Origin of the sequence: Stenotrophomonas sp. NY11291 (assembly GCF_023277365.1) — a bacterium.
GTDB lineage: Bacteria > Pseudomonadota > Gammaproteobacteria > Xanthomonadales > Xanthomonadaceae > Stenotrophomonas > Stenotrophomonas geniculata.
In genome coordinates this window covers 4,178,038-4,204,654 of the sequence record NZ_CP096975.1, presented here as the reverse complement: position 1 = coordinate 4,204,654, position 26,617 = coordinate 4,178,038, and the positions used below count along the sequence as shown (strand labels likewise).

24 protein-coding genes are annotated in these 26,617 nt (G+C 66.6%); 9 read left to right on the top strand and 15 right to left on the bottom strand.

The window, feature by feature from the left end:
- The first annotated feature begins 171 nt into the window (after nucleotides 1-171).
- Genes M1L61_RS19575 through M1L61_RS19565 form a run of 3 tightly spaced genes read left to right on the top strand, consistent with a single transcriptional unit; the run spans nucleotide 172 to nucleotide 2,031 of the window.
- Complete coding sequence (locus M1L61_RS19575; RefSeq protein ID WP_010480930.1) at nucleotides 172-1,215, top strand: S41 family peptidase; 1,044 nt, start codon at nucleotides 172-174, stop codon at nucleotides 1,213-1,215.
- Nucleotides 1,212-1,547 carry a hypothetical protein gene (locus M1L61_RS19570; RefSeq protein ID WP_010480927.1) on the top strand — a complete coding sequence of 112 codons (336 nt, stop codon included), beginning with the start codon at nucleotides 1,212-1,214 and terminating at the stop codon, nucleotides 1,545-1,547. The genes M1L61_RS19575 and M1L61_RS19570 overlap by 4 nt, the downstream gene beginning before the upstream one ends.
- Nucleotides 1,548-1,596: 49 nt before the next feature.
- Nucleotides 1,597-2,031 carry an SseB family protein gene (locus tag M1L61_RS19565; protein ID WP_010480925.1) on the top strand — a complete coding sequence of 145 codons (435 nt, stop codon included), beginning with the start codon at nucleotides 1,597-1,599 and terminating at the stop codon, nucleotides 2,029-2,031.
- Nucleotides 2,032-2,373: 342 nt separating this feature from the next.
- On the opposite strand, the gene M1L61_RS19560 is transcribed toward M1L61_RS19565, so the two are convergent.
- Together M1L61_RS19560 and M1L61_RS19555 are read right to left on the bottom strand one after the other, a co-directional pair.
- Entirely contained in the window at nucleotides 2,374-3,594 is a 1,221-nt protein-coding gene (locus tag M1L61_RS19560) for a multifunctional CCA addition/repair protein (RefSeq protein WP_043401688.1), read from the bottom strand.
- 93 nt (nucleotides 3,595-3,687) lie between these two features.
- Nucleotides 3,688-5,673: a transglycosylase SLT domain-containing protein gene (locus tag M1L61_RS19555; RefSeq protein WP_248853972.1), complete on the bottom strand. Its 1,986-nt coding sequence runs from the start codon at nucleotides 5,671-5,673 to the stop codon at nucleotides 3,688-3,690.
- Between the two features lie 151 nt (nucleotides 5,674-5,824).
- Here M1L61_RS19555 and M1L61_RS19550 point away from each other — a divergent pair, with 151 nt between their 5' ends.
- The gene (locus tag M1L61_RS19550) at nucleotides 5,825-6,232 is read left to right on the top strand and encodes a biopolymer transporter ExbD (protein WP_054172507.1); all 408 of its coding nucleotides are present in this window, start codon (nucleotides 5,825-5,827) and stop codon (nucleotides 6,230-6,232) included.
- Nucleotides 6,233-6,241: 9 nt separating this feature from the next.
- Here M1L61_RS19550 and M1L61_RS19545 read toward each other — a convergent pair whose 3' ends face one another.
- Nucleotides 6,242-6,583, bottom strand: coding sequence for a hypothetical protein (locus M1L61_RS19545; protein WP_248853971.1), 342 nt, complete (start codon nucleotides 6,581-6,583; stop codon nucleotides 6,242-6,244).
- 364 nt (nucleotides 6,584-6,947) lie between these two features.
- Here M1L61_RS19545 and M1L61_RS19540 point away from each other — a divergent pair, with 364 nt between their 5' ends.
- On the top strand, nucleotides 6,948-9,809 hold the full coding sequence (locus M1L61_RS19540) for a TonB-dependent receptor (RefSeq protein WP_248853970.1): 2,862 nt from the start codon (nucleotides 6,948-6,950) through the stop codon (nucleotides 9,807-9,809).
- Nucleotides 9,810-9,941: 132 nt separating this feature from the next.
- Here M1L61_RS19540 and fhuE read toward each other — a convergent pair whose 3' ends face one another.
- The 3 genes from fhuE to M1L61_RS19525 all read right to left on the bottom strand — a co-directional run bounded on the left by fhuE (nucleotide 9,942) and on the right by M1L61_RS19525 (nucleotide 13,364).
- Nucleotides 9,942-12,080 carry a ferric-rhodotorulic acid/ferric-coprogen receptor FhuE gene (fhuE, locus tag M1L61_RS19535; protein ID WP_134959080.1) on the bottom strand — a complete coding sequence of 713 codons (2,139 nt, stop codon included), beginning with the start codon at nucleotides 12,078-12,080 and terminating at the stop codon, nucleotides 9,942-9,944.
- 172 nt (nucleotides 12,081-12,252) lie between these two features.
- A complete protein-coding gene (locus M1L61_RS19530) occupies nucleotides 12,253-12,804 on the bottom strand; it encodes a M23 family metallopeptidase (RefSeq protein ID WP_191849994.1) in 552 nt (183 codons plus the stop codon).
- 77 nt (nucleotides 12,805-12,881) lie between these two features.
- A complete protein-coding gene (locus M1L61_RS19525; protein WP_043401707.1) occupies nucleotides 12,882-13,364 on the bottom strand; it encodes an Lrp/AsnC family transcriptional regulator in 483 nt (160 codons plus the stop codon).
- Between the two features lie 72 nt (nucleotides 13,365-13,436).
- On the opposite strand from M1L61_RS19525, the gene M1L61_RS19520 reads away from it, so the two are divergent.
- Entirely contained in the window at nucleotides 13,437-14,312 is an 876-nt protein-coding gene (locus tag M1L61_RS19520; RefSeq protein WP_053443845.1) for an EamA family transporter, read from the top strand.
- Nucleotides 14,313-14,390: 78 nt separating this feature from the next.
- Here M1L61_RS19520 and M1L61_RS19515 read toward each other — a convergent pair whose 3' ends face one another.
- The 4 genes from M1L61_RS19515 to M1L61_RS19500 all read right to left on the bottom strand — a co-directional run bounded on the left by M1L61_RS19515 (nucleotide 14,391) and on the right by M1L61_RS19500 (nucleotide 17,676).
- Nucleotides 14,391-15,128 carry an endonuclease/exonuclease/phosphatase family protein gene (locus M1L61_RS19515; protein ID WP_177178893.1) on the bottom strand — a complete coding sequence of 246 codons (738 nt, stop codon included), beginning with the start codon at nucleotides 15,126-15,128 and terminating at the stop codon, nucleotides 14,391-14,393.
- Nucleotides 15,129-15,181: 53 nt separating this feature from the next.
- Nucleotides 15,182-16,012 carry a thiol:disulfide interchange protein DsbA/DsbL gene (locus M1L61_RS19510; protein ID WP_054172501.1) on the bottom strand — a complete coding sequence of 277 codons (831 nt, stop codon included), beginning with the start codon at nucleotides 16,010-16,012 and terminating at the stop codon, nucleotides 15,182-15,184.
- 106 nt (nucleotides 16,013-16,118) lie between these two features.
- Entirely contained in the window at nucleotides 16,119-16,769 is a 651-nt protein-coding gene (locus tag M1L61_RS19505) for a thiol:disulfide interchange protein DsbA/DsbL (protein ID WP_010480907.1), read from the bottom strand.
- A gap of 106 nt (nucleotides 16,770-16,875) precedes the next feature.
- Complete coding sequence (locus M1L61_RS19500) at nucleotides 16,876-17,676, bottom strand: c-type cytochrome (RefSeq protein ID WP_043401710.1); 801 nt, start codon at nucleotides 17,674-17,676, stop codon at nucleotides 16,876-16,878.
- A 156-nt stretch (nucleotides 17,677-17,832) separates the two neighbouring features.
- Here M1L61_RS19500 and yihA point away from each other — a divergent pair, with 156 nt between their 5' ends.
- Nucleotides 17,833-18,435, top strand: coding sequence for a ribosome biogenesis GTP-binding protein YihA/YsxC (yihA, locus tag M1L61_RS19495; RefSeq protein WP_014038472.1), 603 nt, complete (start codon nucleotides 17,833-17,835; stop codon nucleotides 18,433-18,435).
- Between the two features lie 106 nt (nucleotides 18,436-18,541).
- Here yihA and M1L61_RS19490 read toward each other — a convergent pair whose 3' ends face one another.
- From M1L61_RS19490 to M1L61_RS19480, 3 genes are all read right to left on the bottom strand, one after another.
- A complete protein-coding gene (locus tag M1L61_RS19490; RefSeq protein WP_248853969.1) occupies nucleotides 18,542-19,516 on the bottom strand; it encodes an MBL fold metallo-hydrolase in 975 nt (324 codons plus the stop codon).
- A gap of 632 nt (nucleotides 19,517-20,148) precedes the next feature.
- Entirely contained in the window at nucleotides 20,149-20,973 is an 825-nt protein-coding gene (locus M1L61_RS19485; protein ID WP_010480900.1) for a helix-turn-helix transcriptional regulator, read from the bottom strand.
- Entirely contained in the window at nucleotides 20,970-21,674 is a 705-nt protein-coding gene (locus M1L61_RS19480) for a VIT family protein (RefSeq protein WP_032129894.1), read from the bottom strand. The genes M1L61_RS19485 and M1L61_RS19480 overlap by 4 nt, the downstream gene beginning before the upstream one ends.
- Before the next feature lie 152 nt (nucleotides 21,675-21,826).
- Here M1L61_RS19480 and M1L61_RS19475 point away from each other — a divergent pair, with 152 nt between their 5' ends.
- Nucleotides 21,827-23,191, top strand: a complete 1,365-nt coding sequence (locus M1L61_RS19475; RefSeq protein WP_248853968.1) for a glutamate--cysteine ligase — start codon at nucleotides 21,827-21,829, stop codon at nucleotides 23,189-23,191.
- A gap of 88 nt (nucleotides 23,192-23,279) precedes the next feature.
- Here M1L61_RS19475 and M1L61_RS19470 read toward each other — a convergent pair whose 3' ends face one another.
- On the bottom strand, nucleotides 23,280-24,338 hold the full coding sequence (locus M1L61_RS19470; RefSeq protein ID WP_005419275.1) for an NAD(P)-dependent alcohol dehydrogenase: 1,059 nt from the start codon (nucleotides 24,336-24,338) through the stop codon (nucleotides 23,280-23,282).
- Between the two features lie 107 nt (nucleotides 24,339-24,445).
- Here M1L61_RS19470 and M1L61_RS19465 point away from each other — a divergent pair, with 107 nt between their 5' ends.
- Nucleotides 24,446-25,330: a LysR family transcriptional regulator gene (locus M1L61_RS19465; RefSeq protein ID WP_019336462.1), complete on the top strand. Its 885-nt coding sequence runs from the start codon at nucleotides 24,446-24,448 to the stop codon at nucleotides 25,328-25,330.
- 147 nt (nucleotides 25,331-25,477) lie between these two features.
- Here M1L61_RS19465 and M1L61_RS19460 read toward each other — a convergent pair whose 3' ends face one another.
- On the bottom strand, nucleotides 25,478-26,512 hold the full coding sequence (locus tag M1L61_RS19460) for a hypothetical protein (protein WP_146205529.1): 1,035 nt from the start codon (nucleotides 26,510-26,512) through the stop codon (nucleotides 25,478-25,480).
- Nucleotides 26,513-26,617 lie beyond the last annotated feature (105 nt).

Here is a 26,617-nt window from a genome sequence, read left to right as displayed (position 1 = left end):
CCTTCTCGCGTTCTACATGGCAATGACATGGGCAAAGTTGCAATTTACTGATCGCGTGCACGCTGTCTTGCTGCAACCCGCGGCGGGGCCAGATACGACAGTTCGCGCATGGCGAAAGCCATCACCTGCGGGCTATGCTGTGCGCCTGCCTCAACGACAAGGAAACGTCACATGCAGGTTCGCAAGGGAGTGCGTCGCATTGGTGCGCTGGTGATCGCGCTGGTGGCTGCCAACGCCATGGCCGATACGCCCAAGGCAATCGAAGTGCCCTCACCGGAGGCGGAGGCCGAGATCCTCAACCTGCTTGAACGGCAGGCGCTGTATCGCGACCGGGTGGACTGGCCTGGAACCCGCACACGACTGCAATCGGTGCAGGGCGACCCCGTGAAGCGGCTGGCGTTACTGCGCGAAGCCATTGCGGTCAGCACGGGCAATCATGGCGTATGGACGACGACCCAGCGCCAGAGCGAATCCCTTGCGCGCGCGCAGCAGGTCGGCGCCGCCGCCGTGGAAAGGGCCAAGGCCGCCGATGCGGTGGATGCGCGCATCGGCTGGCTGGTCATCGAGGGATATGCCTCCACGCCCGGCGCGACGCCACAGGAAGCGTTCCGCCAGAACATCCAGCGCGCCGCGCGGTGGCAGCAGGTCATCCGTAGCAAGGACGACGGCATGCGCTGTGGCTGGATCGTCGACCTGCGTGACAACAGCGGTGGCAACATGTGGCCGATGCTGCTGGGCATGGCACCGCTGCTGCGCACCTCGGTGGTGAACAACGAAGATGTGGGGGCGTTCGAAACCGCACAGGGGCCGGAGCGCTGGACGTTGACCGCGACCGCCGTGCAGCGTGCAGGCAAGTCGGTGCTGGACTTCGGCCAGTCCGGGTATGTGCTGCGGCAGCCCGGCGCGCCGGTGGCAGTGCTGTTCGGACCGCGCACCGGCAGTTCGGGCGAGGCCTCGGCGCTGGCGTGGCGTGGTCGTCCGCAGACGCGGAGTTTCGGTCAGCCCACTGCGGGTGTCTCCACTGGCAATGTCGTGCACACGCTTGCCGATGGCAGCCGCCTGCTGCTGACCACCAGCGTGATGCGGGACCGCAATGATCGTGGCGACGGCTTGAAGATCGAGCCCGACCAGCGCGTCGAGGGTGACGCCGCCACCGTGGCCGCCGCCCAAGCCTGGCTGCTGGCCCAGCCCGCCTGCCAGGGCACCCGGTCATGATCCTGATCGGCCAACAGGAACGGGTGCTGATCGTCGGCCCCACCGAAGCGCACCACTGCCTGCGCTGCCAGACGGAAACCGAGTTCGCCCCGCAGCTGCGCTACAAGATGGCGCGCATCGATCTGCTGTTCGGCTTCACCTACCACCGCCGTTATGAGCTGGCCTGCACCCGATGCGGGCACGGCTGGGTGCTGGACACCGACACCATGGACCAGCAGCTGGGTGGGGTGCCGATCCCGTGGCGGCACCGCTTCGGCCTGCCACTGATGCTGGTGGTGGTGGCCGGTCTGGCGGCGTTGGGCTGGCTGTGGCGGCACGGATTCCTCGGTTGAGGACAGGGCCTGTTAAAGTCTGCCCTGCAATCACGTACCGGAACCGACCATGGACCACGACACCCCGTTCGAACCCCTCAACGACCTCGAGGAGCGCCTGCTGCAGGCCCAGGACGGCACGCTGACCGCGTCGCAGTTCCTCGACGGCCTGCTGACCTCGACGGCGTTCGTGCTGCTGGACAAGGCCATTGGCGAAGATGGCGCCTGGGACGAGAGCATCTCGCCGCTGGTGCTGACCAGCGAGGGCGGCGAGCCGATGTTCGCGGTGTTCACCGCCCCCGAGCGCGCGGGCCTGTGGCACGAGCAGCTGCCGCAGTTTGCGCATGCCATGCCGATCGCGGTGCACGCGCTGCTGGCCGGTATCGGCGACGGCGTCGGCCTGGTGCTGAACCCGGGCCTGGACGTGGGCATGGAGATGATTCCCGATGCGGTGGCGCAGCTGAAGCAGCGGGCTGCGGCGATCACCCGTGGGATGGCGCACTGATCCCGCGATTGTCTGGTTGCCGGCCAGCGGCCGGCACTACCCGTGGTGCCGGACGGCGGCGATGGCTTGCAAGTGCGTCCTGTTCAATGGAGAGGAGCATCGTGGGCAAGCGTTCTAACCGATCGCTGTGGGTCTATGAGGTCGGCCTTGTTGCGGGTTTGGCACTGGTAGCTGCGTTCATCACCCGGTTCAATCCGGTGGAGACACTCCGGCTGGGTGGATGGCTGTTCCTCTTGATGCAACCCATCTTGTTGGGTGCTCATGCTGTCGACCACTTCTCGCGTAAGCGTCGTCGATAGACGGGCGATCGGTGCCGGCCAGCAGCCGGCATCACCAGGTGCTTCAGCGGGCGGCGGCGATGGCTTTCACCCGCGCCTTGGCCAGCGCTTCGCCGATGGCCGGCCCCTTCAGGTGTGTCGTATCCAGATCCCGTGCCTGCACTGACAGCGCCGCCTGGTGCAGGCGCTTGAGCGTTTCGCCCTGCGGGTAGTCGGCGTCCTCGAAGCCGAGCCGGCCGCGCTTGTCGGCCTCGCAGCACAGTGCGATACGCGCCACGCGCTCCGGCCGACGCAACGCATCACAGCGGCCCAGCAGTTCCAGCACGGTGGCATCGCGCAGTTCGTCGATGCGGTGCACGTTCAAGTGCTCGCGGCACACCGCTTCGGCCAGTTGCTGGTGTTCGGTGGGAATCTTCAACCGCGCACACAGTGCCTTCAACGGCTTGATGCCGCGCTGCTCGTGCATGATGTGGCGCGGCCATTCCTCCGGCGGGGTCAGGCCCTTGCCGAGATCGTGGGTGAGGGCAGCGAAGCCGACCAGGTCATCGCCGGGGGCGAGCTTCGCGGCCATGTCGCTGACCATTTCCTGGTGGATGCCGGTGTCGACTTCCGGGTGGAATTCAGCACGCTGCGGTACGCCGTACAGTGCTTCCAGTTCGGGCAGGATCGGGCCCAGTGCCTGCGCATCGTGCAGCGTGCGCAGGAAGGCGGAGGGCCGTTCACTGACCAGCGCCTTGCGCAGTTCCTGCCAGACGCGTTCCGGCACCAGCGCGTCCAGTTCACCGCTGGCGGCGACCTCGCGCATCAGTGCCATGGTCTCTTCGGCGACGCTGAAGCCCAGTGGTGCAAAACGGGCCATGAAGCGCGCCGCGCGCAGCACGCGCAGCGGATCCTCGACGAAGGCCGGCCCGACATGGCGCAGCACGCGCTGTTCCAGGTCGCGGACACCGCCATAGGGATCGACCAGCGTGCCGGTGTCTTCGTCGCAGGCAATCGCATTGATGGTGAAGTCGCGGCGCTGCAGGTCTTCTTCCAGCGTCACCGCCGGATCGGCATCGACCACGAAGCCGCGATAGCCGCGGCCGGATTTGCGCTCGGTGCGCGCCAGCGCGTATTCCTCACCGGTCTTCGGATGCAGGAACACCGGGAAATCGCGGCCGACTGCGGTGTAGCCCTGCGCTTCCATCTGCGCAGGCGTGGCGCCGACCACCACCCAGTCGCGGTCGCCGGCAGAGCGCTGCAGCAGGCGGTCGCGCACGGCGCCGCCGACAAGATAGATCTTCATGGGGGGATGATCGCACGGTAGTGCCGGCCGCTGGCCGGCGGGACACATCATGGCGTCCGCCGGGCATGGCCCGGCGCTACCGTCATCGGGTGATCAATCGCCGCCCTGCTCGGCGTTGGCGGCGCAGCTGAAGCTCTTGCGCTTGTCCACCAGGCGGCCCATCAGGCGGTCGCTCAGCGGCAGCGCATCGCCGTTGAGGCGCCAGTCGTAGATCACGCTGAAGGCCAGCACGCGGGCGACGTACTCGCGGGTTTCCTTGTAGCTGATGGTCTCGATCCACAGGTCCGGATCAAAGCCCGGGCGCTGGCCCTGCCAACGTGCGGTCGGGGTCGGGCCGGCGTTGTACGCGGCGATGGTCACGTACGGCAGGCCGTCGTACTTGTTCATCAGCTGGCGCAGGTAGGCGGTGCCGATGGCAATGTTGGTGTCCGGGTCGTACAGGCTGTCGGCGCCGCCGTAGCCGGTCAGGCCGATCGACTTGGCCACGCCGGCACCGGTGGCCGGCAGCACCTGCATCAGGCCCATGGCGTTGGCAGGCGAGCGCGCACGCGGGGTGAAGGTGCTCTCGGCGCGGATTTCCGCCGCCACCCAGGCCGGATCGATCGCGTTGCGCGCCGATTCGCGGCGGATGGTGGCGTCGTGGTGCAGCGGGAAGCGCAGGTCGTACAGGCGCTGTTCCTGCGGCTGCTTGCCGAGCGCGAACACGGCGCGGTCGAACCAGCCGTTGTCCTGCGCCACGCGTACCGCCAGGCGGCGCTGGGTGTCATCGAAGCGCGACAGCGCGCTGTTCCATTCGGCCACGGCCCAACCGGCGCGGTCGATCTGGTACAGCGCCATCGCGCGCTGGATGGCCGGGTCGCGCGCGATCACGGCTTGCGCCTGCGCGCTGTCGTTCGGCTTCCACGGGCACAGCGTGTAGCCCTGCTGCAGCTTGTCGGCGGCCAGGAAGCCGTGGAAGGTCGGTGCGCGTGCAGCTTCGCGGAACAGCGGCTGGGCCTGCTGGGCCTGGCCGGTCTTCTCCAGCATGCGGCCTTCGAAGTAGCGCCAGCGGGGGTCGCTGCGCTGCTTGCTGGCCATCTTGCGGATCGCGGTCAGCGCCGCCGGCCAGTCGCCGCGCGACATCGCTTCGCGCACGCGCCATTCGTGCAGGCGTTCGTCATACGCCGATTCGGGCACCGCGTTGAGGCGGCGCGCCGAATCGGGCAGGTAGGAGGCCACCGTCCACAGCGCGATCTGGTACAGCACCTGGCCCTGCTGGTCGGCACTCAGGCCCAGCGCCTGGGCGTACTGCGGCAGCTGCTGTTCGGTGGCGCCGGGGTCGGCCTTGGCCAGCTTGGCCAGGCCATCGGTGGCGATGCGCCGGCTGCGCTCGTTGCGCGGCCAGTTCAACGCGCTGGCGTTGGGCTTGTCGACAAAGGCAGCGTAATTGTTCGCCAGCGCCAGGTCGGTGGCGGACAGGCCACGCGCGGCGCTGCGCATCACCGCCGGCTGTTGCGCGTCGGCGGCGGCATCGATGCGTTCCCAGCGAAGGGCATCGCTCAGGCCACCCTGTGCCTGCAGCACGGCGAAGACGGCATCACAGCCGTCCGGCAGCGACTTGCCGTTCTTGCGCCACAGATCCTGCGCCTCGCTGATCCACTGCGGATCGACCTTGCCGGTCACCTGGCGCGCGGTCAGCTGCGCACAGCGCAGGCCGGCGTTGTCGGTTGGCACCCAGTTGGCCAACAAGGTCGGCCAGTCCTGGCGGCGTGCGACCGAGGGCAGCCACACGCTGCGGAACGTGTTGGCCACGGCCTGGCCGTCATAGCGCTTGAGGAAGGCCTGTGCCTGCGCGGTATCGACGGTGTCGATGTTGCGGCGCAGGTTGGCGTACTCCAGCCATCCGTAAGCCGGATGGCGGCTGAGTGCAGCGGCCTGGCCGGGATCGAACTGGCCGCGTTCGGCGGCCGCGATCGCAGCCTTCAGCTGCGCGTTCTGGGCGTCGAGGGACTGGGCGTTGGCGCAGCCGATCAGCAGCGTGGTGGCCAAGGGCAGCAGGGACAGGGCAGTTGAAGTGCGTCGGGTCATGGGGACCAGCATAGCGGGCGATGGCTGAATTCAGTTTCGCATTGCGTGCACGCCGAGCGTCGGCAACGACAGCTGAATGACCCCGCGCAGGCCACTGCCGCAGCGGATGGGAGGCGTCGTAACGTCGGCCTTGGGCGAACGGCCCGGCTGCAGGGAGCGGCACATGGCGTTCAGTAGCGCAGGAAGAAGCGGACCGCTGGCGGACATCAATGTCACGCCACTGGTGGATGTGATGCTGGTGCTGTTGATCATCTTCATCGTGACCGCGCCGATCGTGGCCCGGCCGATTGCCGTGCAATTGCCGCAGGCCACCGATCGGGTGGTGGACCGTCCCGAACCGCCACCGCCGATCGAGCTGCGCCTGGACGCTGCCAACCAGCTCAGCTGGAATGGCCAGCCGATGGTGATCGGCGAGCTGCAGGCGCGCCTGCAGGCACAGGCGGGCGAACATGCCGGCAACCTGCCGGAGCTGCGCATCGCCACCGATCCGGCGGCCGAGTACGAAGGCATGGCGCGGATATTGGCTGCGGCCGAAGCCACTGGCATGGAGCGCATTGCGTTCGTGCGGTAGGGCGTTGTCTCACTGCTGCTCATGCGGTGATTGCTGCATGAGCGGCGCTTGCCCTGCTGACAGCGTCGCATCCAGGATCCGCAGAAAAGCCATTTCAATCTGCGCTGGAACCGGGGTCGGATGTGCTCGCCACTTTCTGCGCTCAGGGTCATGTTCAACGTCGAAAGCAGTCAACTCGGCTCTCTCGAAATCCACCACAACCGTCAGTCCCTCTCCTGAGGCCAAGGCCGCATCGCTGGGAGAGGGACAGTTGTTGCACTCGATCACGCCGCCTGCTCTCGATTCACCTGCCAGGGAAAGAAGCAGCGTCATCACCATCGTGACGCCCAGCACGGCAGTCACTGCTTTCATGTTCGGCCCTCCCGCGAATGGCTGGAGGTGCGAGTCTGCGCTGGGTCGACTGGTGGGGCCTCCTGAATGAAGGAATTTTCAAACTATTCCTGAAACGGTCCGGCAAAGGCCTTTTCCGTGAATGCAGAAGCTACCGGCGCGCGCTGTCGCAGCCAGCATCAAGGCTGCCTACGGCGAACAGTATCGTCCGGTCATAACCTGCAGCTATCTGACGCAATCGGCCTGCAATTACGTCAATTCCGCGTGAAAGAGTGTCGATCATCACGCCGCGATTTTTACCACTTGTTTACAAAGGAGACGGCGCCGCCATGCAGGGAGGGAGTGCGGCGGCCCATGTCCCGACATTCCTTTGGAGAGAGAGCGAATGAATCACCTGCACCACCGCCCTTTGGCGGTTGCCGTCGCGCTGTGCGTGATGACCCTGGCACCGTTGGGTGCCGCTGCACAATCCACCACCAACCTGGATGCGGTGGAAGTCACCGGTACCCGCATCAAGCGCGCTGAGGTGGAGGGCCAGGTGCCGGTCCAGACGCTGACGCGCGGCGATATCGAACGCACCGGCCTGACCTCGATCGGCGAAGTGCTGCAGCAGCTCACCGGTTCCGGTTCGGCGCTCAACGCCAAGTTCAACTCGTCCGGCAACTTCGGCTTCCCGCCCGATGGCAGTGGTGTAGGTGCCGGTTCGGCGCAGGTGGACCTGCGCCACCTGGGCGCCAAGCGCGTGCTGGTGCTGGTCGACGGCATCCGCTGGGTCAATGAGTCATCCGCATCCGGCGTCGGCTCGGCCACCGATCTCAATACCATTCCGCTGGCCATCGTCGAGCGCATCGAAGTGCTGGAAGATGGCGCGTCGTCGCTGTACGGTTCCGACGCCATTGCCGGCGTGGTCAACATCATCACCCGCCGTGACTTCGATGGCGGCCAGGTGACCCTGAACTATGGCGAGTACAGCAAGGGCGATGGCACGCAGAAGGGCGTGGACCTGGCCTGGGGCAAGAGCGGCGACCGCTTCAGCCTGTTCCTGGGCGCCAGCTGGACCAAGCAGGATCCGGTGTTTGCCAAGGACCGCGAGCAGTCGCGCTTCCCGATTCCCGGCACCGGGCTGGCGTTCGGCAGCGGTGGCATTCCGCAGGGTCGTTTCATGTTCACCGACCCGAACACCGGCGCGGTGCAGAACATCGTGCCCAATACCGGCGTGAGCAACCCGCGCTACGACGGCAGCGCCGGCTGCGCGCGCACCGATGACTATCACTGCTTCACCAGCGCCGACCGGTTCAATTTCGCCGAGTACAACATGGTGCTGACGCCCTCGGAGCGTAAGGGCCTGTTTGGTCAGTTCCGCTTCGACATCACCGACAACGTGCAGTGGTACGTCAAGGCACTGGGCAACCGTCGTGAGTCGACCAACCAGGCCGGCCCGGAGCCGCTGTTCTTCGGCCCCGATGGCGCCACCGGCAATCCGCTGGCCGACAACATCACCGTGTCCGCGCTCAATCCGTACAACCCGTTCGGCTTCGACCTGGTCTCGGGTGACAACCTGAGCCTGATCGGCCGCCGCCCGGTGGAAGGCGGCGCGCGCGTGTTCAAGCAGGAAGTGGACACCACGTATTTCGCCACCGGCTTCGTCGGCAACTTCCAGGCGGCTGACCGCAACTGGTACTGGGACGTCAACGGCATGTACAGCAAGAACAAGGCCGAACAGACCAACTACGGCAGCTACAACATCTACAACGTCAACATGGCGCTGGGCGATCCGTCGGTCTGTGCGGCGACGCCGGGCTGCGTGCCGCTGAACATCTTCGGCGGTGTCGGTTCGATCACCCCGGACATGCTGAAGTGGATCCAGCCGGTGGTGCGTGACCGCAGCCAGAACGAACTGAGCCTGTTCACCGCCAACCTGTCCAGCGACCTGTTCACGCTGCCGGCCGGCCCGGTGTCGTTCGCTACCGGCTTCGAGTATCGCAAGTACGAGGGTTCGTACCAGCCCGATCCGCTGACGGTGGCCGGCCACTACAACGGCGTGCCGTCGCAGCCGACCTCGGGTTCCTATGACGTCAACGAGGCGTATCTGGAGTTGAGCGTGCCGATCTTCGCCGATTCGACCTTCGGCAAGAAGCTGGACCTGAGCCTGGCCGGGCGCTACTCGGACTACTCCACCTTCGGTGGTGAATTCACGCCCAAGTACGGCCTGCGCTGGCAGGTGACCGATGACTTCGTGCTGCGCACGACCTATGCCGAAGGCTTCCGTGCACCATCGATCGGTGAGCTGTACGGCTCGGCCGCGCGTGCCGACCTGCAGCTGTTCGATCCGTGCTCGGTGGGCCTGGGCGGTACGCCGCCGCGTGGCAGCGCGGCCAACTGTGCTGCGCTGGGCGTACCGGCCGGGTTCCAGCAGGCCAACTCGCAGATCTCGGTGACCACTGGCGGCAACCGCGAGCTGGATCCGGAACGCTCGCGCAGCTTCAGCGCAGGCTTCGTGTGGAGCCCATGGTTTGGCAGCAACAGTTCGTGGTCGGAGCGCTTCGATGTGGAAGTGACCTTCTACCGCCATGCCATCGACGGCGCGATCCAGGCAATCAACGCGCAGACCCAGCTGGACCTGTGCGTGGACACGCTCGACCCGATCTACTGCAACGGCATCACCCGTGCCAGCACCGGCGCGGTCAGCAGCTTCAACAACCGGCTGACCAATCTGGGTTCGATCAAGACCGATGGCTGGGATGTGGATCTGTTCTGGACGTTGCCGCAGAGCTCGATCGGTCAGTTCAAGCTGGGCTGGAAGAACACCTTCGTGGGTCGCTACGAAGCCACCGGTGCGGCGGGCCAGAAGCAGCCGCAGAAGCCGGGCGTGGAAGTGGCCGACAGCTCGATTCCGGAATGGACCAGCAATGCCAGCATCGGCTGGACGCTGGATCGCTGGAGCGCCAACTGGACCGTGCGGCATATCTCCGAACTGACCGAGAACTGCGGTGACGCTTCCGTGTTCCCGGTCTGCAGCAACCAGGCTGCGGGCACCAATACGCTGTCGGCCACCACCTTCCATGACATGCAGGTGGGCTACAAGATCGACTGGATGAAGGGGCTGCAGCTGACGGCCGGCCTGAACAACGTGTTCGACAAGGATCCGCCGATCTGCCTGTCGTGCTCGTTGAACGGTTACGACGCTTCGACCTATGACATCCCGCGTGGCCGCTACTGGTACCTGCGCGCGGACCTGCGCTTCTGATGTAACGGTGGCAGTGCCGGTCAGTTCCGGCGCTGCCTTGCTGGTGTAGAGCCGAGCCCACGCTCGGCTCAGAGAATCAGCCGAGCGTGGGCTCGGCTCTACAGGTGCGGGGCGATCGTGCCCCGCGCCTGATCAGAACGCCCAGGTGAACGTCAGCGAGCCATTCCGGCCATCGCCGTACGCACCGTAGCCGGTGATCTGCGAGTAGTACTTCTTGTCCAGCAGGTTGTTGAGGTTGGCCTGCACGCTGAACTCCGGCGAGATGCGGTAGCGCACGAAGGCACTGACCAGCGCATACCCTTCCTGTTCGAAGCGGCCCACCACCGGTGCGGCGTAGTAGATGCGGTTCTGCCAGTTGGCGCCGCCGCCGACGGTCAATTCCTGCAGCGATTGCGGGGTGTAGCTGGTGAACAGCTTCAGCGCGGTCTGCGGCAGGTTGGTGTTGATGTCGGCACCGTTGATGTCCTTGGCCACATAGCGCGAAGCACCGAAGGTCGCATTCCAGCCCGGGGCCAGTTCGCCGTTCACTTCGAACTCGAAGCCACGGCTCACGGTGCCGCGCGCAGCGATCGAGGCGAACTCGCCCGGGCGGCCGATGATCGGTTCGCTGGTGACCTGGGCGACGTTGTCCTGCTCGATGCGGAACACCGCCAACGAGGCGTTCAGACGGTTGTCGAACCAGGCGCCCTTGACGCCCACCTCGTAGCTCTTGCCGTCTACCGGATCGAGATAACGGTCGTTGCGGTCGCGCGCGGTCTGCGGCTGGAAGATTTCGGTGTAGCTGGCGTACGCGGAGTAGGTGTCGTTGATGTCATACACCAGGCCGGCGTACGGGGTGGTCACCTTGTGTTCGCGGTCGTCGTTCTCGCCTTCGCTCTTCCAGTGGGTGTAGCGCGCACCGAGGATCAGCTTCAGCGGATCAGCCAGCGACAGGCGCGCGGCGGCATAGCCGGCCTTCTGGGTGATGGTGCCCTGGCTGGCCAGCGCCAGCGGGTTCCAGTTCGGCTGGGCGATGTTGCCGGTCCAGTCGAGATAGGAGCTGAAGGGATTCCAGCCGGTGCCGGGACCGCCCATCTGGAAGTCACCGTAGTTGGCGAATTCGCGCTTGTTGTAGCTCAGGCCGGCCATGAACTGGTGTTCGCGGCCGAACAGCTGGAACGGACCGTCGATGTAGCCATCAATGCCGTCGACCTTGCGCTCGGTGTTGTAGAAGCCGGCCATCGGCGTGATGCCGGCGCCCGTGGTCTTGTTGAATGCGGTATAGGCCGGATAGAACAGCTTGTCGTCGGCCTTGGTGCGGTCGTGGGTGGCGCCGATCTTGAACTTCCAGCCATTGCTGAAGGCGTGCTGCAGGGTGGCGAACGCACGCTTGCTGGTGGTGTCCCAGTAGGTCCAGTCCGGCGACGGATTGAACGAGGTCGGATAGTTCGTCGGGCTGCCATCGGCGTACCACATCGGGAAGCCTCCCCAGGTCGCGCCATTGGCGCGCTTCTGCTGGTAGTCGTAGCCCACGCTCAGCTGCGTGTCCGGAGTCAGGTCGGCGTCGATGACGGCGTAGCCCAGCGTCTTGCGCTGGTTGTAGCGGTCCATCTGGCCGTCGGTGTCCAGGTAGCTGCCGATTACGCGGCCGCGCACCGTGCCACTGGCGTTGAGCGCGCTGCCCACGTCCACGGTGGTGCGGGTGCGGCCCCAGCTGCCGACGTTCACCGAGACGCTGCCGGTCAGTTCGGCGCTGTCGGCATGCTTGCGGATCAGGTTCACCGACGCCGACGGATTGCCGGCGCCGCTGAGCAGGCCGGTGGCACCGCGCACCACTTCCACGCGGTCATACAGCGCCAGGTCCAGGCCGGAATCGCCGTAGCTCCAGTTCTGCACCATCTGCGTCGGCAGGCCATCGAACTGGTAGGCATCGATGTAGAAGCCGCGCGCGTAGAACTCGGTGCGCTCGCTGTCGGACTGGGTGCTGGTGACGCCGGTGGTGTTGGCCAGTACGTCGATGATGTCGTCCAGCTTCTGATCTTCGATGCGCTGGTGGCTGATGATGCTGACCGACTGCGGGATCTCGCGCGGCGCCAGGTCGAAGCGGGTGCCGGCCGAGGTGCGGCGCACCGAGTAGCCTTCGGCGCGTTCGCCCTTGACGACGACCTTGTCCAGCGTGGTCGGGTCGGCGGCGGTGTCGGCGAAGGCGGCCGGGGCCACGGCGCAGAGAACGGCAAACACGGCAACGGACAGCCGCTGCGGCGGCGGGGTACGGAAGGCGGAACGGTTCATGGGGGTCCTGGGCGAGCACGCGCGATCGGCCGGCATCCAGGAGGCGAGGCGCTACGGGTAGGGAGAGGACGGGCAGGCCGTCCTGGCACCACCGGAAACGAAAGAAATGGTAATACGAACTATTCCTATTTACAAATCATGAACAGATCGATGCGCGGGTGCGCAATGGCGGTCAGCGCAGCAGTGGCAGCGGGTCGCGGGCGCCGTCTGCGCCGTAGATGCCCCAGTGCAGGTGCGGGGGCGTGCCCTTGGCGTTGCCGCTGTCGCCCACATGGCCGAGCAGGTCGCCGGGCTGGACCACCTGGCCACGCGCCAGGTCCTCGGCCCAGCTTTCCAGGTGCGCGTAGTAGTAGCGCTCGCGTCCGGGCCCGATCACCCACACCTGGCGCCCGCCGAGCCCACGTTCGCTGACATCCGCGATGACACCGACCGTGGCGCTGCGCACTGGCGTTCCACGGCTGGCGAAGATGTCGATGCCGGCGTGCGAGCGGTCACGGCCTCGCGGCGCACCGAAGGTATCGGCAATCTGGCGTGGCCGCACGCCGTCCACTGGCACCGGCAGTTGCGTGGCCGGCGGCATCCGCGCGAGTGTCCACAGCATCTTCGGTGCGGCGGCCCAGGGACTGTTCCACAACGCCATCATCGCAACGACGGCAATGGCCAGCCACAGGCCGCGCAGCAACCAGCGGCGCAGGCGGTGGGCGTGGGAGGGCGATGTGCTCATGGTTTCGGAGTGTAGAGTCGAGCCATGCTCGACTGCTGCAGTTTTGCGGTCAAAAGGCAGTCGAGCATGGCTCGACGCTACAGGACCGGCAGCAGCGGAACCTCGAAACTCCGCTTCAGCGTGCCCAGTGCTACCGAGGTGCGGAAGCGCTCGATGTTGTCATCGCCACCGAACAGGCGCTCGGTGATCGCTTCGTACTCCTCCATCGACGCCGCCGAAAGCAGCAGCAGGAAATCGCCATCGCCGGTGATCGAGTAGCACTGCTGCACGGCGGGGTCCTCCTGCACGCGGCGCTTGAACGGCGCCACGCGTTCGCGCTGTTCGCTGACCACGCGCACCTCGACGATGATGGTCAGCGGTCGCCCGACCTTGGCTGCGGCGACCACCGCCACATTGGCCTCGATCACGCCGCTGTCCTGCAGGCGCTTGATGCGGCGCTGCACGGCCGGGGTGGACAGGTGCACGGCCTCGGCGATTTCGCGCTGCGGCAGGGTGTTGTCCCGCTGCAGCAGGTCGAGGATGGCGCGATCGAAGCTGTCGAGCACGGGAGCGATGGCCATGGCGAGCAGAAGTTGCACGAACAGGCTGTCAATTGAGCCAAGTGCTCGGCGCCGGCGCAATAGACTTTGCGCATGCAGACCTCACGACTCGCGCCGATGTTGCCGGCGCTGGCGGTGCTCGGCTCGGTCACCTCGCTGGCCATCGGCACCTCCTACGCAAAACACCTGTTCCCGCTGATCGGCGCCCAGGGCACCAGCGCGCTGCGTGTGGGCTTCTCGGCCCTGTTGCTGCTGATGTTCTGGCGGCCATGGCGCTGGAAGACCAGCCGCCTGGACGCGATCACCATCCTGCGCTACGGGCTCACCCTGGGCCTGATGAACCTGCTGTTCTACATGGCCCTGCGCACGATTCCCTTCGGCATCGCGGTGGCCATCGAGTTCACCGGGCCGCTGACGGTGGCGATGCTGTCGTCACGACGCCCCATCGACTTCGTCTGGGTGGGCTGCGCGGTGGTGGGTTTGTTGCTGCTGCTGCCGCTGGGCGGTGGCCCGGCGCTGGATCCGGCTGGCGTGCTGTATGCGATGGGCGCAGCGGCGTGCTGGGGCCTGTACATCGTGTTCGGCAAGCGTGCCGGTCATCTGCACGCCGGGCATTCGGTGTCGCTGGGGCTGCTGGCCGCGTCGCTGGTGGTGGTGCCGGTGGGCGTGGTGCATGCCGGCGCCGCGCTGCTCGACCCGAAGATCCTGGCGGCCGGCCTGCTGGTGGCGCTGGTCTCCAGCGCGATTCCGATGTCGCTTGAGATGATGGCCCTCAAGCGCCTGCCGAAGGAAACGTTCGGCATCCTGATCAGCATGGAACCGGCGGTGGCCGCGCTGTGGGCGATGTTGCTGCTGCACGAGCACCTGCACGGGCTGCAGTGGCTGGCGATCGGCTGCACCGTGCTGGCCTCGGTGGGCAGCACGATGACCGCGCGGCGGTTGAAGGTGCCAGTGGTGCAGGCCGGGTAGCGGCGGAGAGCGTGCGGACCAACGGTCCGCACCCACCAGAGCGGCGTGCCAACCAAGGTTGGCACCCACCAGGAGCGTTCAGCGCAGGGCGTCAGCCGGGACGTCGATCTGCATCGCCAGGGCGAGGTGATCGGAGAAGGCGGCCGGAACGGCCTCCACGGCGCGGGTCTGCAGGCCACTGCTGACCAGGATGTGGTCGATGGCGCGGTCGGGGCGCCAGCTGGGGAAGGTCGGCACGATGCAGCCCGGGGGCTGCAGCCGGGTCTTCTGGTACAGCACCTGCATTTCCGGGCGCTCGGCCAGGCAGTTGAAGTCACCCATCAACACGGCGTTCGGGTGGTCGGACAACAGCTCGGCGATGAAGCCCAGCTGTGACATCCGCGAGCCTGCACCCAGCGACAGATGGGCCACCGCCACCGCCAGGCCGTCGGCGCCATCGCCGAACTTGGCCAGCAGCACGCCGCGCCCGCCGATACGGCCGGGCAGGGCGTGGTCCTGCACTTCCACCGGTTCCAGCTTGCTCAGCAGGCCGTTTGCGCTGGAGGCGACCCCACCCATGCGCCGGTTCGGCTGGTGGCTCCAGTAGTTGAAGCCGGCACGCTGGGCCAGGTAATGGGTCTGGTTGGTGAAGCCCGAGCGCAGGCTGCCCGGGTCGGCCTCCTGCAGGCCGACGATGTCATGTTCGCGCGCCAGGGTGGCGATCGCGTCCAGGCTGCTGCGCTTGCGACCCGCCGGCAGCGCATGTGACCAGCTGCGGGTCACATAGTCGCTGTAGCGGCGGGTACTTGAGCCGGCCTGGATGTTGGCCGTCAGCAAGCGCAGGGTCCGTGTACGGGGGGAATTCACGGCCGGGAAACGCTTCTCTTGGATCAGTGAGCCTGGGCCGCACCGCGTTCGCGGGCGATCAGGTGGTCGGCGATGCGCAGCATGTCCGGGAAGCTCTTGCCCTTCACCAGGTACTTGCCGTTGACGATGATCGACGGGGTGCCGCTGATCTGGCTGCGCTGGGCGAACTGCTTGGCCGAGTTGGTCTTGGCATTCACCGCGAAGCTGCCCATGGTGGCGGCGAACTGCTTCGGATCCACGCCGTAGGCACCGTAGAACTTGGCGATGTCGTCAACCGAATCGGTGCCGCGCTCGCCCTTCAGGGTCTTCTGCGAATGGATGGCAGCGTACAGGGCTTCGTGGGTCTTCTCCTGCACGCCCAGGGTCTGCGCGGCGTAGAAGGCACGGGCGTAGTTGTCCCAGGTGCCGCCGAACATGGCCGGCACGTAGACGAAGTTCACATCGCTCGGCAGGCCGGCCTTCCACGGGCCGACCAGCGGCTGGAACGCGGCGCAGGCCGGGCAGACGTAGCCGAAGATCTCGGTCACTTCGATCTTGCCGGCGGCCGGCTGGAACGGCTGGCCGTTCGGGATCACCTGGTAGTCGGCGCCTTCCACCGGGGCCGGGCCGGTCAGCGCGGCGGTGGTCGGGGCCGGTGCAGTGGCCGGTGCGGCTTCAGCCGAGGCCTTCTCGCCTTCGGCAGCGGCCGGTGCGACGCCTTCGGTACCCGCGGCCGGCGCAGCCGGTTCGGTGGTCGCCGGAGCAGCAGCCGGTTCGGCCGGGGCCGCGGTGGTGTTGGTGCTGCCGTCGTCGGCCTTGCAGGCAGCCAGGATTGGCAGCAGCGCTGCGAGGGCGAGGGCGTAACGGATCTTCATGGAAACGTCTCCAGCATCTGGAAAGGTGGGGCCGGCGTCATGCGCCGGCCAGGGGGAAATGATGACACGCGGCGGCGACAGCGCCGTGTCGGTGGTGGGTGTTGGTTCAGCGGCCGCGGGCGGCGCGGGCCTGGGCGATCAGCGCCGAGGCGATGCGCAGCTGGTCGTCGAAGCTGTCGCCACGCACCAGGTACTGGCCGTTGATGATCAGCGCCGGGGTCCCCGGGATCCTGGTGCGCTGGGCGAACGCGCGGGCGGCATCGACCTTCTTCTGTACGGCATCGCCGCGCAGGGCCTGCAGGTAACGGTCCGGGGTCACGCCGTAGGCCTTGTAGAAGGTGGCGAGCTCATCGGCCGAAACGTTCTGCATCGGCAGCGAGCCGTCCTGGTGCAGAGCCTTGAACACGGCGCCGTGGCTGCGCTTGGCCACGCCGACTTCGTCGGCGGCGTAGTAGGCCAGGGCCCAGGCGTCCCAGGCGCCGCCGAAGGCCGCCGGAACCGGGGTGAAGCGCACGTCGGCCGGCAGCTTGGCTGCCCAGGCTTCCAGCTGCGGTTCGAAACGGGCGCAGTGCGGGCAGGTGTAGCCGAAGACTTCGACCACCTCGATCTTGCCGGCCAGCGGCTGGAACGGGCCCGGCTGGGCGATGCGCTCGTAGTCTTTGCCCTCGACCAGCGGGGCATTGGCAGGGGTTGCGGCGCAGGCTACCAGCGGCAGCAGCACCAGCACAGACAACAGCAGGCGGGAAATCAACCTCATCGACACGCATCTCCGTTGAAAAAAGCAACGCCGGCGCGGTCGCCGGCGTGAAGGAAACATACCGCAGGCGAGGGCCACGGTGGCGGCCCCGGCCGACCAAAGGTGCTCAGGGGGCGGCAGCCGGTTGTGCCGGCGTGGTGGCAACGGCCACGTCGTCGGCCTTGTTGTGCAGGCCCTGCAGGTAGCTCGACAGCGCCTGCACCTCCTGTTCGCTCAGCTTCTGCGCAACCGCAGCCATGATCTGGAAGTGCGCCTTGTCGGTCTCGTTGGTCTGGCCGGCCTGGTATTCCTGCAGGCGGCGCGCGACATAGCTGGCGTGCTGGCCACCAATGTGCGGATAGGCCGGGCCGGGATTACCGGCGCCGCTGGGGCCGTGGCAGGCCATGCAGGCCGGCAGGCCGCGCTTGGCGTCGCCGCCGCGGTACAGCTGCTGGCCGATCTCGTAGAACTTCATGCCCTTGTAGGGGCCGTCGGTGACCGCCGTGTCATCGGCGATGCCGGCGGTGGCCTTCTGGGTGGCGAAGAACGCGCCGATGTCGCGCATGTCCTGCGGGGTGAGGTTCTGCACGAACGGCACCATCGCCACCGCCGCACCGGAGCTGCGCTGGCCGTTGGCGATCAGGGCCATCTGCTGGGCGACGTAGCGTTCGCTCTGGCCGGCGATGGACGGGTACATCTCCACTGTGGAATTGCCGTCGGCGCCATGGCAGGCCGCGCAGGCCGAGGCCTTGGTCTGGCCGGCCTTGGCGTCGCCCCAGGTGGTCTTGCTGAAATCCACTTCCAGCGAGGCGGTGCGGATCGGCCCGTTGTCGGGCAGCGGGGTCAACGTGGTCTGCGCGAACGCAGCAGCGGCAACGACTACAGCAGTGGCAAGGGCGGATACGGCAAGAACGCGAGCGTGGCGCATGCTGAAGCTCCGTATGGACCGGGCCGGGCGGTGGCCGCCGGCATCGCCCGGATTATCAACGCCGTTTCCGCGCACGGTCAACGCAGCAGTGCAGCAAAATGCCCGCAACGGCCGCCGGCACGGGCGCGCGGCGCCGCAACATGCGATCCTAGGCACATGTCATTGCTCATCGAACGCGCCCGTTACCACCTTTCGGCCCACAACGTGCGGCAGCTGCCGCCCGACGAAGGGGCCGAAGTGGCCTTCGCCGGCCGCTCCAACGCCGGCAAGTCCAGTGCGCTCAACGCGCTGACCCGCCAGAACGCCCTGGCCCGTGTCTCCAAGACCCCCGGCCGCACCCAGCAGCTGGTGTTCTTCCAGGTCACGCCTGAAGCGCACCTGGTCGACCTGCCCGGTTACGGCTACGCCAAGGTACCGCTGGACCTGCAGGCGCACTGGCAGGCCTTCATCGACAGGTATTTCCGTACCCGCGAAGCCCTGAAGGGCCTGGTGGTGGTGATGGATATCCGCCATCCGCTGAAGGACTACGACCGGCAGATGCTGTCCTATGCCGTGCAGCGTGGCCTGCCGGCGCACGCGCTGCTGACCAAGGCCGACAAGCTCAGCCGCAGCCAGCAGATGCAGTCCCTGCAGAAGGTGCGCAAGGAGCTGCAATCGGCCTATGGCGACAGCGTGAGCGTGCAGGTGTTCTCAGGCGAAGACCGTACCGGTGTGGACGAAGCCCGCGGCGTGATCGGCGGCTGGCTGGGGCTGGAATAAGGCTTCCGGTTTTCCTGTAGAGCCGAGCCAACGCTCGGCTGCCGCGCGCAGCGCGGCCAGGCCCCGGTAGCCGAGCATGGGCTCGGCTCTACAAGGGCTCATCGGCTCATTTCAACGGCGAGTACTCCGCCGGCACCCACGCATAGGCCTTACCCTCGCCACGCACGTGGCCCAGGCCGGGGAACGGCAGATGCGCACCGGCCACCCACCAACCGTTGACGGTGGCCTGCTGTAGCAGCCCGCGCCGGCTGGCGATGGCCGCCTTGCGGTCCGAATCGGCCTCGAATGCCGCCTCCGGATGCGCGAACTGCACCGCATGGAAGTGCAGCACATCGCCCCACACCAGCAGTGACTGGCCCTGGCTGTCGAACCGGTAGGAGACATGGCCGGGCGTATGGCCATGGGTGTCCATCGCCACGGCGCCACCGGGCAGGGCATCGCCGGGGCTGAAAGTGCGCAGGTGGCCGCTGGCCTGGTAGGGCGCCACCGCGTTGCGTGCCAGCGGGAAGGCGAAGCGCACGCCCTTCGGCGCGGTGGCCTCGCTGGCCGGGTTGAGCCAGTAGTCGGCATCGGCCTTGGACAGCCACACCGTGGCATTCGGGTAGGCGGGCTTGCCCTGCGCGTCGAGCACCCCGCACAGGTGGTCCGGATGGGCATGGGTCAGCAGCACCTCGTCCACCTCGGCCGGGTCCACGCCGGAGGCGCGCAGATTGCCCAGCACCTGGCCCAGGCCGGGGCCGAAGCACTGCGCGGTGCCGGTATCGACCAGGGTCAGGTGGTTGCCCTGGCGCACCAGGAAGGCGTTGATCGCGGTCTGCAGGCCTTTCTTGTCTTCGGGCACGTAGCGGCCTTCCAGCAGGCGGCTGACCAGCGTGGGCGGCACGTCCACCACTTCCTGCCGGCCCAGTGCGACCACGCCGTCGAACAGGGCGGTGACCTGCAGTGCGCCGACGCGCTGGTGGTAGACGCCGGGCACCTGCTGGGTGGGAGCGGGCGAGGTGGCTTCGGCCAACGCGGCCAGCGGCAGGGACGACAGTGCCAGCAGCAGGGCGCCGTGCAGCGGCAGGTAACGCAGGGTCATGGCGGTTCTCGGTGGACGACGGACGGTTCCGTTGCCGCATAGCGTGGCGTGGCTGGCGTGTGCGCGGCGCTCAAACCACTGCGCGGAATGCTCAGGGAAGGGGGGCTGCAGGGCTGCGCCCTGCACCCGCAGAGGCAACGGCAACGGCAACGGCCGAAGCAAAAGCTGGTTTCCTGTGGGATGGCGGGGTGGGTCCGGTTGCGGGAGACGCCGTAAACCCTTCCATGGGGGCTTGGCCGCGGCATCCATGCCGCGGACACTCCCGCAACCGGACCCACCCCGCCTTCGACAGTTGGCCGCGATCTGTCGGAACGACGTATTGCCTTGGTGGGTGTCGACCTTGGTCGACACAGTAGATCCACGCCATGCGTGGATGACTCATTCGATATCTGACAGATGTGTCGACCAAGGTCGACACCTACCTACAGCCGCCGGAATCTGTCGAAGGCGGGGCACTGTGGGTTTGCGGGGTGTGAGCCGCATGGATGCGGCGACCAAGCCCCCATGGACGGGTTTACGGCGTCCCCGCAAACCCGCAGTGCCCCGCCATCCCACGGAATGCATGCTGTTGCTGTTGCTACGGCTCTTGCACTCGCTTCGGCGGGTGCAGGGCGCAGCCCTGCCGAACCCCCTCAGATGTCTGTGGGAGCCAGCCCGTACTGCTCGGCGAAGCGCTTGCTGAAACTCGCCGCAGACCGATAGCCCGCGCGTGCGGCCACGGTCTTCAACGGCAGGTCCGTGGTGTAGAGCAGCTGCATGCCATGCGCCAGCCGTGCCTCGGTGAGCAGCTGGCGCAGGCTGGTGTCCTCGGCAGCGAGCCGGCGGCGCAGGGTCGCGCCGCTCAGCGCGAACTGTTCTTCCACATCGCGCGACTGCCAGTCGCGTGCCGGTTCGGCGGCGATGCGGTCGCGGATCTGTTCGCCCAGGCTCGGCGCCTGCGGCAGCAGCAGGTTGCCATGGCCCTGCCGGCACAGGGTCAGTACCAGCGAGGCCAGGGCCAATCGTGCTTCGCTGTAACGCCCGTCCTGCAGCGATTGCCGCCATTGGCGCAGTACCGCGCCATGTTCGATCAACGGCAACCGCGCCATCGCCTGGCCAGGCGCGGGAAGCCCCTCGATCCACAGCGTGCGAGCGGCCGCCAGCACTTCGGCACACAGCGGCACGATGGCGCTGAGGTAACGGCCACTGCGCGGGTCGGGGGTGTTGACCACATCGATGCGGCAGCGCTGGGTCAGCAGCAGGATGTCGCCGGGAACGAACGCCAGAGACTGATGAGCGGTACGCACCTGCTTGCGGCCTTCCAGCAGGATCGCGAACTGCGGTTGCGGAATCTCCACCGAGCTGGCGCCATGCTCGCGACGTGCGGTGATGCAGGCATAGCCGTCGGCGCGCTCGCAGCCGGCCAGACTGGCCATCTCAGCCAGCAGTGCGGTGGCCGCGGGCAGCATGGCGGTCATGTCACGTGTGCGCCGAGCAGGCGACCGACGCCGGCGGCTGCGGCCATCGCCAGCGCGCCCCAGAACATCACCCGGATCGCGCCGCGTACCGGCGGTGCGCCGCCGGCCTGGGCTGCCATTGCGCCGGTCAGGCACAGGCCGAGCAGGGTGCTGGCGGTGGTCATCATCGCGACCTTGTCGACCGGCGCCAGCAGCGCGGTCAGCACCGGCAGTGCCGCACCGCAGGTGAAGGCGCCGGCCGAGGCCAGCGCTGCCTGCAGCGGGCGGGCGCGCAGGGTATCGGTAATGCCCAGCTCGTCGCGGGCGTGGGCGCCCAGTGCGTCGTGGGCGGTGAGCTGTTCGGCCACCTGCCGTGCCAGCGCCGGCTCCAGGCCACGGTGGCGGTAGATCGCGGCCAGCTCTTCCAGCTCGCTGTGCGGATCTTCGTGCAGTTCGCGTTTTTCCATCGCCAGGTCGGCGTCTTCGGTGTCGGCCTGGGTCTGCACCGAGACATACTCGCCGGCCGCCATCGACATCGCGCCGGCCACGGTGCCGGCCACGCCGGTGGCCAGGATGGTCGCAGCGGAGGCGCCGCTGGCGGCTACGCCGACCACCAGGCCGGCCACCGAGACGATGCCATCGTTGGCCCCCAGCACGGCGGCACGCAGCCAGCCGACGCGCTCGGAGCGGTGCAGTTCGGGGTGTCGTGAATGGCGGCTCATGCCCCCGAGTGTACGAGGGTCAAGAGGGCGTCGGTAGGATGCTGAAAACCGTCTCCGTCGCATGACGCAACGGGTCACCACGCTATAGTGCGCCCTTGCGATGGAAGGCTCCGAGCCCCACATCCCCCGCCACCGTCCAGCGAGCCTTCCCCTTGTCGAGCCCCAGCCACGTCGCCGATACCCCCATTACCGACCGCTCGCAGCTGGTGGCGGAGATCGCCTCCGGCGAAAAGCCCCGCGCGCAGTGGCGCATCGGCACCGAGCACGAGAAGTTCGGGTTCCGCCTGGATGACCTGCGCCCACCGACCTTCGAGGGCGAGCGCGGCATCGAAGCCCTGCTCAACGGCCTGGTCCGCTTCGGCTGGGAGCCGGTGCAGGAGAATGGCAACACCATCGCCCTGCTGCGCGATGGTGCCTCGGTGACGCTGGAACCGGCCGGTCAGTTGGAACTGTCCGGAGCGGCGCTGGAGACCATCCACCAGACCTGCGTGGAAACCGGCACCCACCTCAACGAAGTGGCGCAGGTGGCTGGCGAACTGCAGCTGGGCTTCCTCGGCATGGGCTTCCAGCCGAAGTGGAAGCGCGATGAGATGCCGTGGATGCCGAAGGGTCGCTACAAGATCATGCGGTCGTACATGCCCAAGGTCGGCTCGTTGGGCCTGGACATGATGACCCGCACCTGCACGGTGCAGGTGAACCTGGACTACGCCACCGAAGCGGACATGGTGAAGAAGTTCCGCGTGTCGCTGGCGCTGCAGCCGATTGCCACTGCGCTGTTTGCCGATTCGCCGTTCACCGAAGGCAAGCCGAACGGCTACCTGAGCTACCGCTCGCACATCTGGACCGACACCGACGCCGATCGCACCGGCATGCTCGACTTCGTGTTCGAGGATGGCTTCGGTTATGAGCGCTATGTCGATTACCTGCTCGACGTGCCGATGTACTTCTCCTACCGCGATGGCATCTACCACGACGCCAGCGGGCAGAGCTTCCGCGATTTCATGCAGGGCAAGCTGCCGGTGCTGCCGGGTGCGCTGCCGACGCTGCGCGACTGGTCGGACCACATGACCACTGCGTTCCCGGAAGTGCGCCTGAAGAAGTACCTGGAAATGCGCGGCGCCGACGGTGGCCCGTGGAGCCGCCTGTGCGCGCTGCCGGCGTTCTGGGTCGGCCTGCTGTACGACGACACCGCGCTGGATGCCGCCTGGGACCTGGTGCGTGACTTCACCCTGGCCGAGCGCCATGCATTGCGCGACGGGGTGCCGAAGCACGCGATGAACCTGCCGTTCCGCAACGGCACGGTGCGCGACCTGGCCCGCGAAGCGGTGAAGATTTCCGTTGAAGGCCTCAAGCGCCGCGCGGCGCGCAATGCCGACGGCCAGGACGAGAGCAAGTTCCTGGACGTGCTGCAGGAGATCGTCGAGTCCGGCCTGACCCCGGCCGAGCGCAAGCTGGCGCTGTTCCATGGCCGCTGGCACGGCGATGTGGATCCGGTGTTCCGCGAGTTCGCGTATTGATGATGTTGGGTGGGTGCCGACCTTGGTCGGCACGCGATGAAAAAACCCCGGCACTGCCGGGGTTTTTCCTTTTCACACCTGCCTTGGATCAGGCCGCGTTCTTCATCGTCGCCATGTCGATCACGAAGCGGTAGCGCACATCGTTCTTCGCCATGCGTTCCCAGGCTTCGTTGACGTTCTTGATGTCGATCATCTCCACATCGCTGACGATGCCGTGCTCGGCACAGAAGTCCATCATTTCCTGGGTCTCGGCCATGCCGCCGATCGCCGAGCCGGTCAGGTGCTTGCGGCCGAAGATCACGCTGCCGCCGGTCAGCGGCGGGTCCAGTTCGGTCAGCACGCCGACCAGGCACATGGTCGCCTCGCGCTTGAGCAGGCCCATGTACGGGTTGGTGTCATGGCCGACCGGAATGGTGTTGAGCAGGAAGTCGAAGCTGCCGGCATGTGCCTTCATCTGTGCGGCATCGCGCGAGACCAGCACTTCGTCGGCGCCCAGGCGCTTGGCATCGGCACCCTTTTCCGGGGTGGTGGTGATCATCACCACGTGCGCGCCGAGTGCCTTGGCGAACTTCACGCCCATGTGGCCGAGGCCACCCAGACCGATCACGCCAACCTTCTGGCCCGGGCCGACCTTCCAGTGGCGCAGCGGCGACCAGGTGGTGATGCCGGCGCACAGCAGCGGGGCGGCCGCCTTCAGGTCGAGGGTGTCGGATACCTTCACCACGAAGCGCTGCTCGACCACCACGTGGTCGGAATAGCCGCCGTAGGTCGGTGCGCCGCTTTCGCGTTCACGGCCGTTGTAGGTCCAGGTCGCGCCTTCGGCGCAGTACTGCTCCAGGTCGTGCTCGCAGGCGTCGCAGTGGCGGCACGAGTCGACCATGCAGCCCACGCCGGCGTGGTCGCCGACCTTGAAGCGGGTGACGTTGCTGCCGACCTCGGTCACGCGGCCGATGATCTCGTGGCCCGGCACCATCGGGTAGATCGAGCCACCCCAGTCGTCGCGGGCCTGGTGCAGGTCGGAGTGGCAGATGCCGCTGTAGAGGATCTCGATGCGCACATCGTCCGGGCCGACCGCGCGGCGTTCGAACTCGTACGGAATCAGCGGGTCGGTATGTGAATGGGCGGCGTAACCACGGGCGAGGGACATGGGGAATCCTTGGCAGGGTTTATCGAAAGGCGTTTTACAATACGCCCCGTTCCCAGCGGCAGAAAGCGCGGATATCGGCATGATTCATCAAGTGGAACTGCACAATCATGGCCACTGACAACCTCACCCACCTGGCCGCGTTTGCCGCGGTCGCCCGCCACCGCAGCTTCCGCCGCGCCGGTGCCGAGCTGGCGCTGTCGACCTCGGCGGTGAGCTATGCGATCCGCGCGCTGGAAGAACGGTTGGGGGTGGGCCTGTTCCATCGCACCACCCGCAGCGTGGCCCTGACCGAGGCCGGGCAGCGCCTGCTGGAGCGCCTGCAGCCGGCGCTGGGCCAGGTGCATGACGCGTTGGAAGAGATGAACCAGTTCCGCGCCGCCCCGGCCGGCCTGCTGCGCATCAACGCCACCCGCGCGGCGGTACCGACCCAGTTGGGGCCGCGACTGGCGCGCTTCCTGCACGCTCACCCCGACGTGCGGGTGGAGCTGACCGAGAACGATGGCCTGGTCGACATCGTCGCCGAGGGCTACGACGCCGGCGTGCGCCTGCACGAGTTCGTGCCCGAGGACATGGTGGCGGTGCCGATGGGGCCACCGCTGCGCGGGCTGATTGTCGGCTCGCCGGACTACCTGCGGCGACACCCGGCACCACAGCATCCGCGGGACCTGGCGGCACACGAATGCATCCGCTTCCGCTTCGCCAGCGGGCATCTCTACAAGTGGCAGTTCGAGCGTAGCGGGCAAGCGCTGGAGATCGATGTGCCGGGCCGGCTCACGTTGAGTGAGCAGGGCACCGTCGTGGGTGCAGTGCTTGATGGCATCGGCCTGGCCTACGTGCTGGAAGACACGGCGCGGCCGTATATCGAATCCGGCCAGATGGTGGCAGTGCTGGAAGACTGGAGCGAACCGTTCGCCGGCTTCGCGCTGTACTACCCGAAGCAGCGGCAGATGCCCGGTGCGCTGCGCGCGTTCGTGGATATGCTGCGCGAATGAGCTGCGATGGATGATGTGGTGCCGACCAACGGTCGGCACCCACCGGGATGGCGTCCACCAGGACCAGACCAGTAGATCCACGCCATGCGTGGATGCCTCTCCAGGAATCTCCGCGCAATACGTGGAGACCTATAAATACTCGGACTTCTATGGCAGTTCAGAGGCTGCGGAGAGGTTGTCCACCATCTTCCGATACATTGCCGTGAGCTGGACGGTCTGGCGGCGGCTTACTTCTGTCTGAAGTCCTGTCAGAAGATAGTCCTTCCAGCGTGCGTCCAGCATCGTTGAGAAATGGCGGAACAGCCGCCATTCGTCATCTACGGTTGGTACCCCGCACTTCGACAGGTGGTTCACCACCGCGCTCAGATCGTCGTTGGGATGGCACCTGTCCGGTCTTCCAATTCTAGGATGTGCTGAGTTGCGATTGCAGAGAGCATGAAAGTAGATGTAGGTAAAATGGCGCACGGGCTCGCGGATATCCCAGCTCCACAGCTCGCCTTCAAAACAGTTCGCACGGATGTAGTCCATCACGGGCATGCGCTGCTGATGTAGGTTCTGGATTTCTGCGCCGTGATCAGAAGTATGTCGTTCGCTTGCGAAGCCTCTGAGAATGCACCAGTAGAGAAAGAAGGCGGTAGCCTGATCCCAATAATCCCACCTGTCTGAATTGACATTCTGCTCTGGAAGATCATTTCCAGCCGCAGCGTAACTTGGCAAGGAGTAGCGGTGCATCTGTGCTAGCTTGATCTGCCAGCGCCTAGGCGTGCTGGGGAGGGCAAGCACGCAGTCTGGACGATTTGTGAGCATCGCGGCTGTTCTCTTGGGCATATCCTCGACAATGAGCTGAGGAGCCGCCCCAACCAAATCCTCAGCGAGGGAGGTCGGAGACAACTGCAAAGGCAGGTTGTCTACTGTTGCCGGATCAAACCAGATCGAGTCTACCCAGCAGACGAAGTGGCGGCCCGATTTCCGGGGCGGGTAATACTCGGGTGCGAGAACCTCGTGACTCCAGCTGATTTCCAGACCCGTGGGGCGGTGAGACATCTCGCCAATAGAGTTGGAGTACGCGAAGGAGGTTGGTTTTGGTGCCTTCGCTCCGATGCGTTCGGCAATGGAAAGGACCGGATCGCTATCGATTCGTTGTCCCAGGAGATTGCAGAGTTCGGAAAAAAGAAATCGCATGTGACCGCCCCAAAGAGATCGACCACGGATAGTCCCTGCAGTCTTTCCAGCAGGCCATACAAGAAATTGCAAAGAGCCCTGCGAGGCCGCTCCACCTGAATGCGT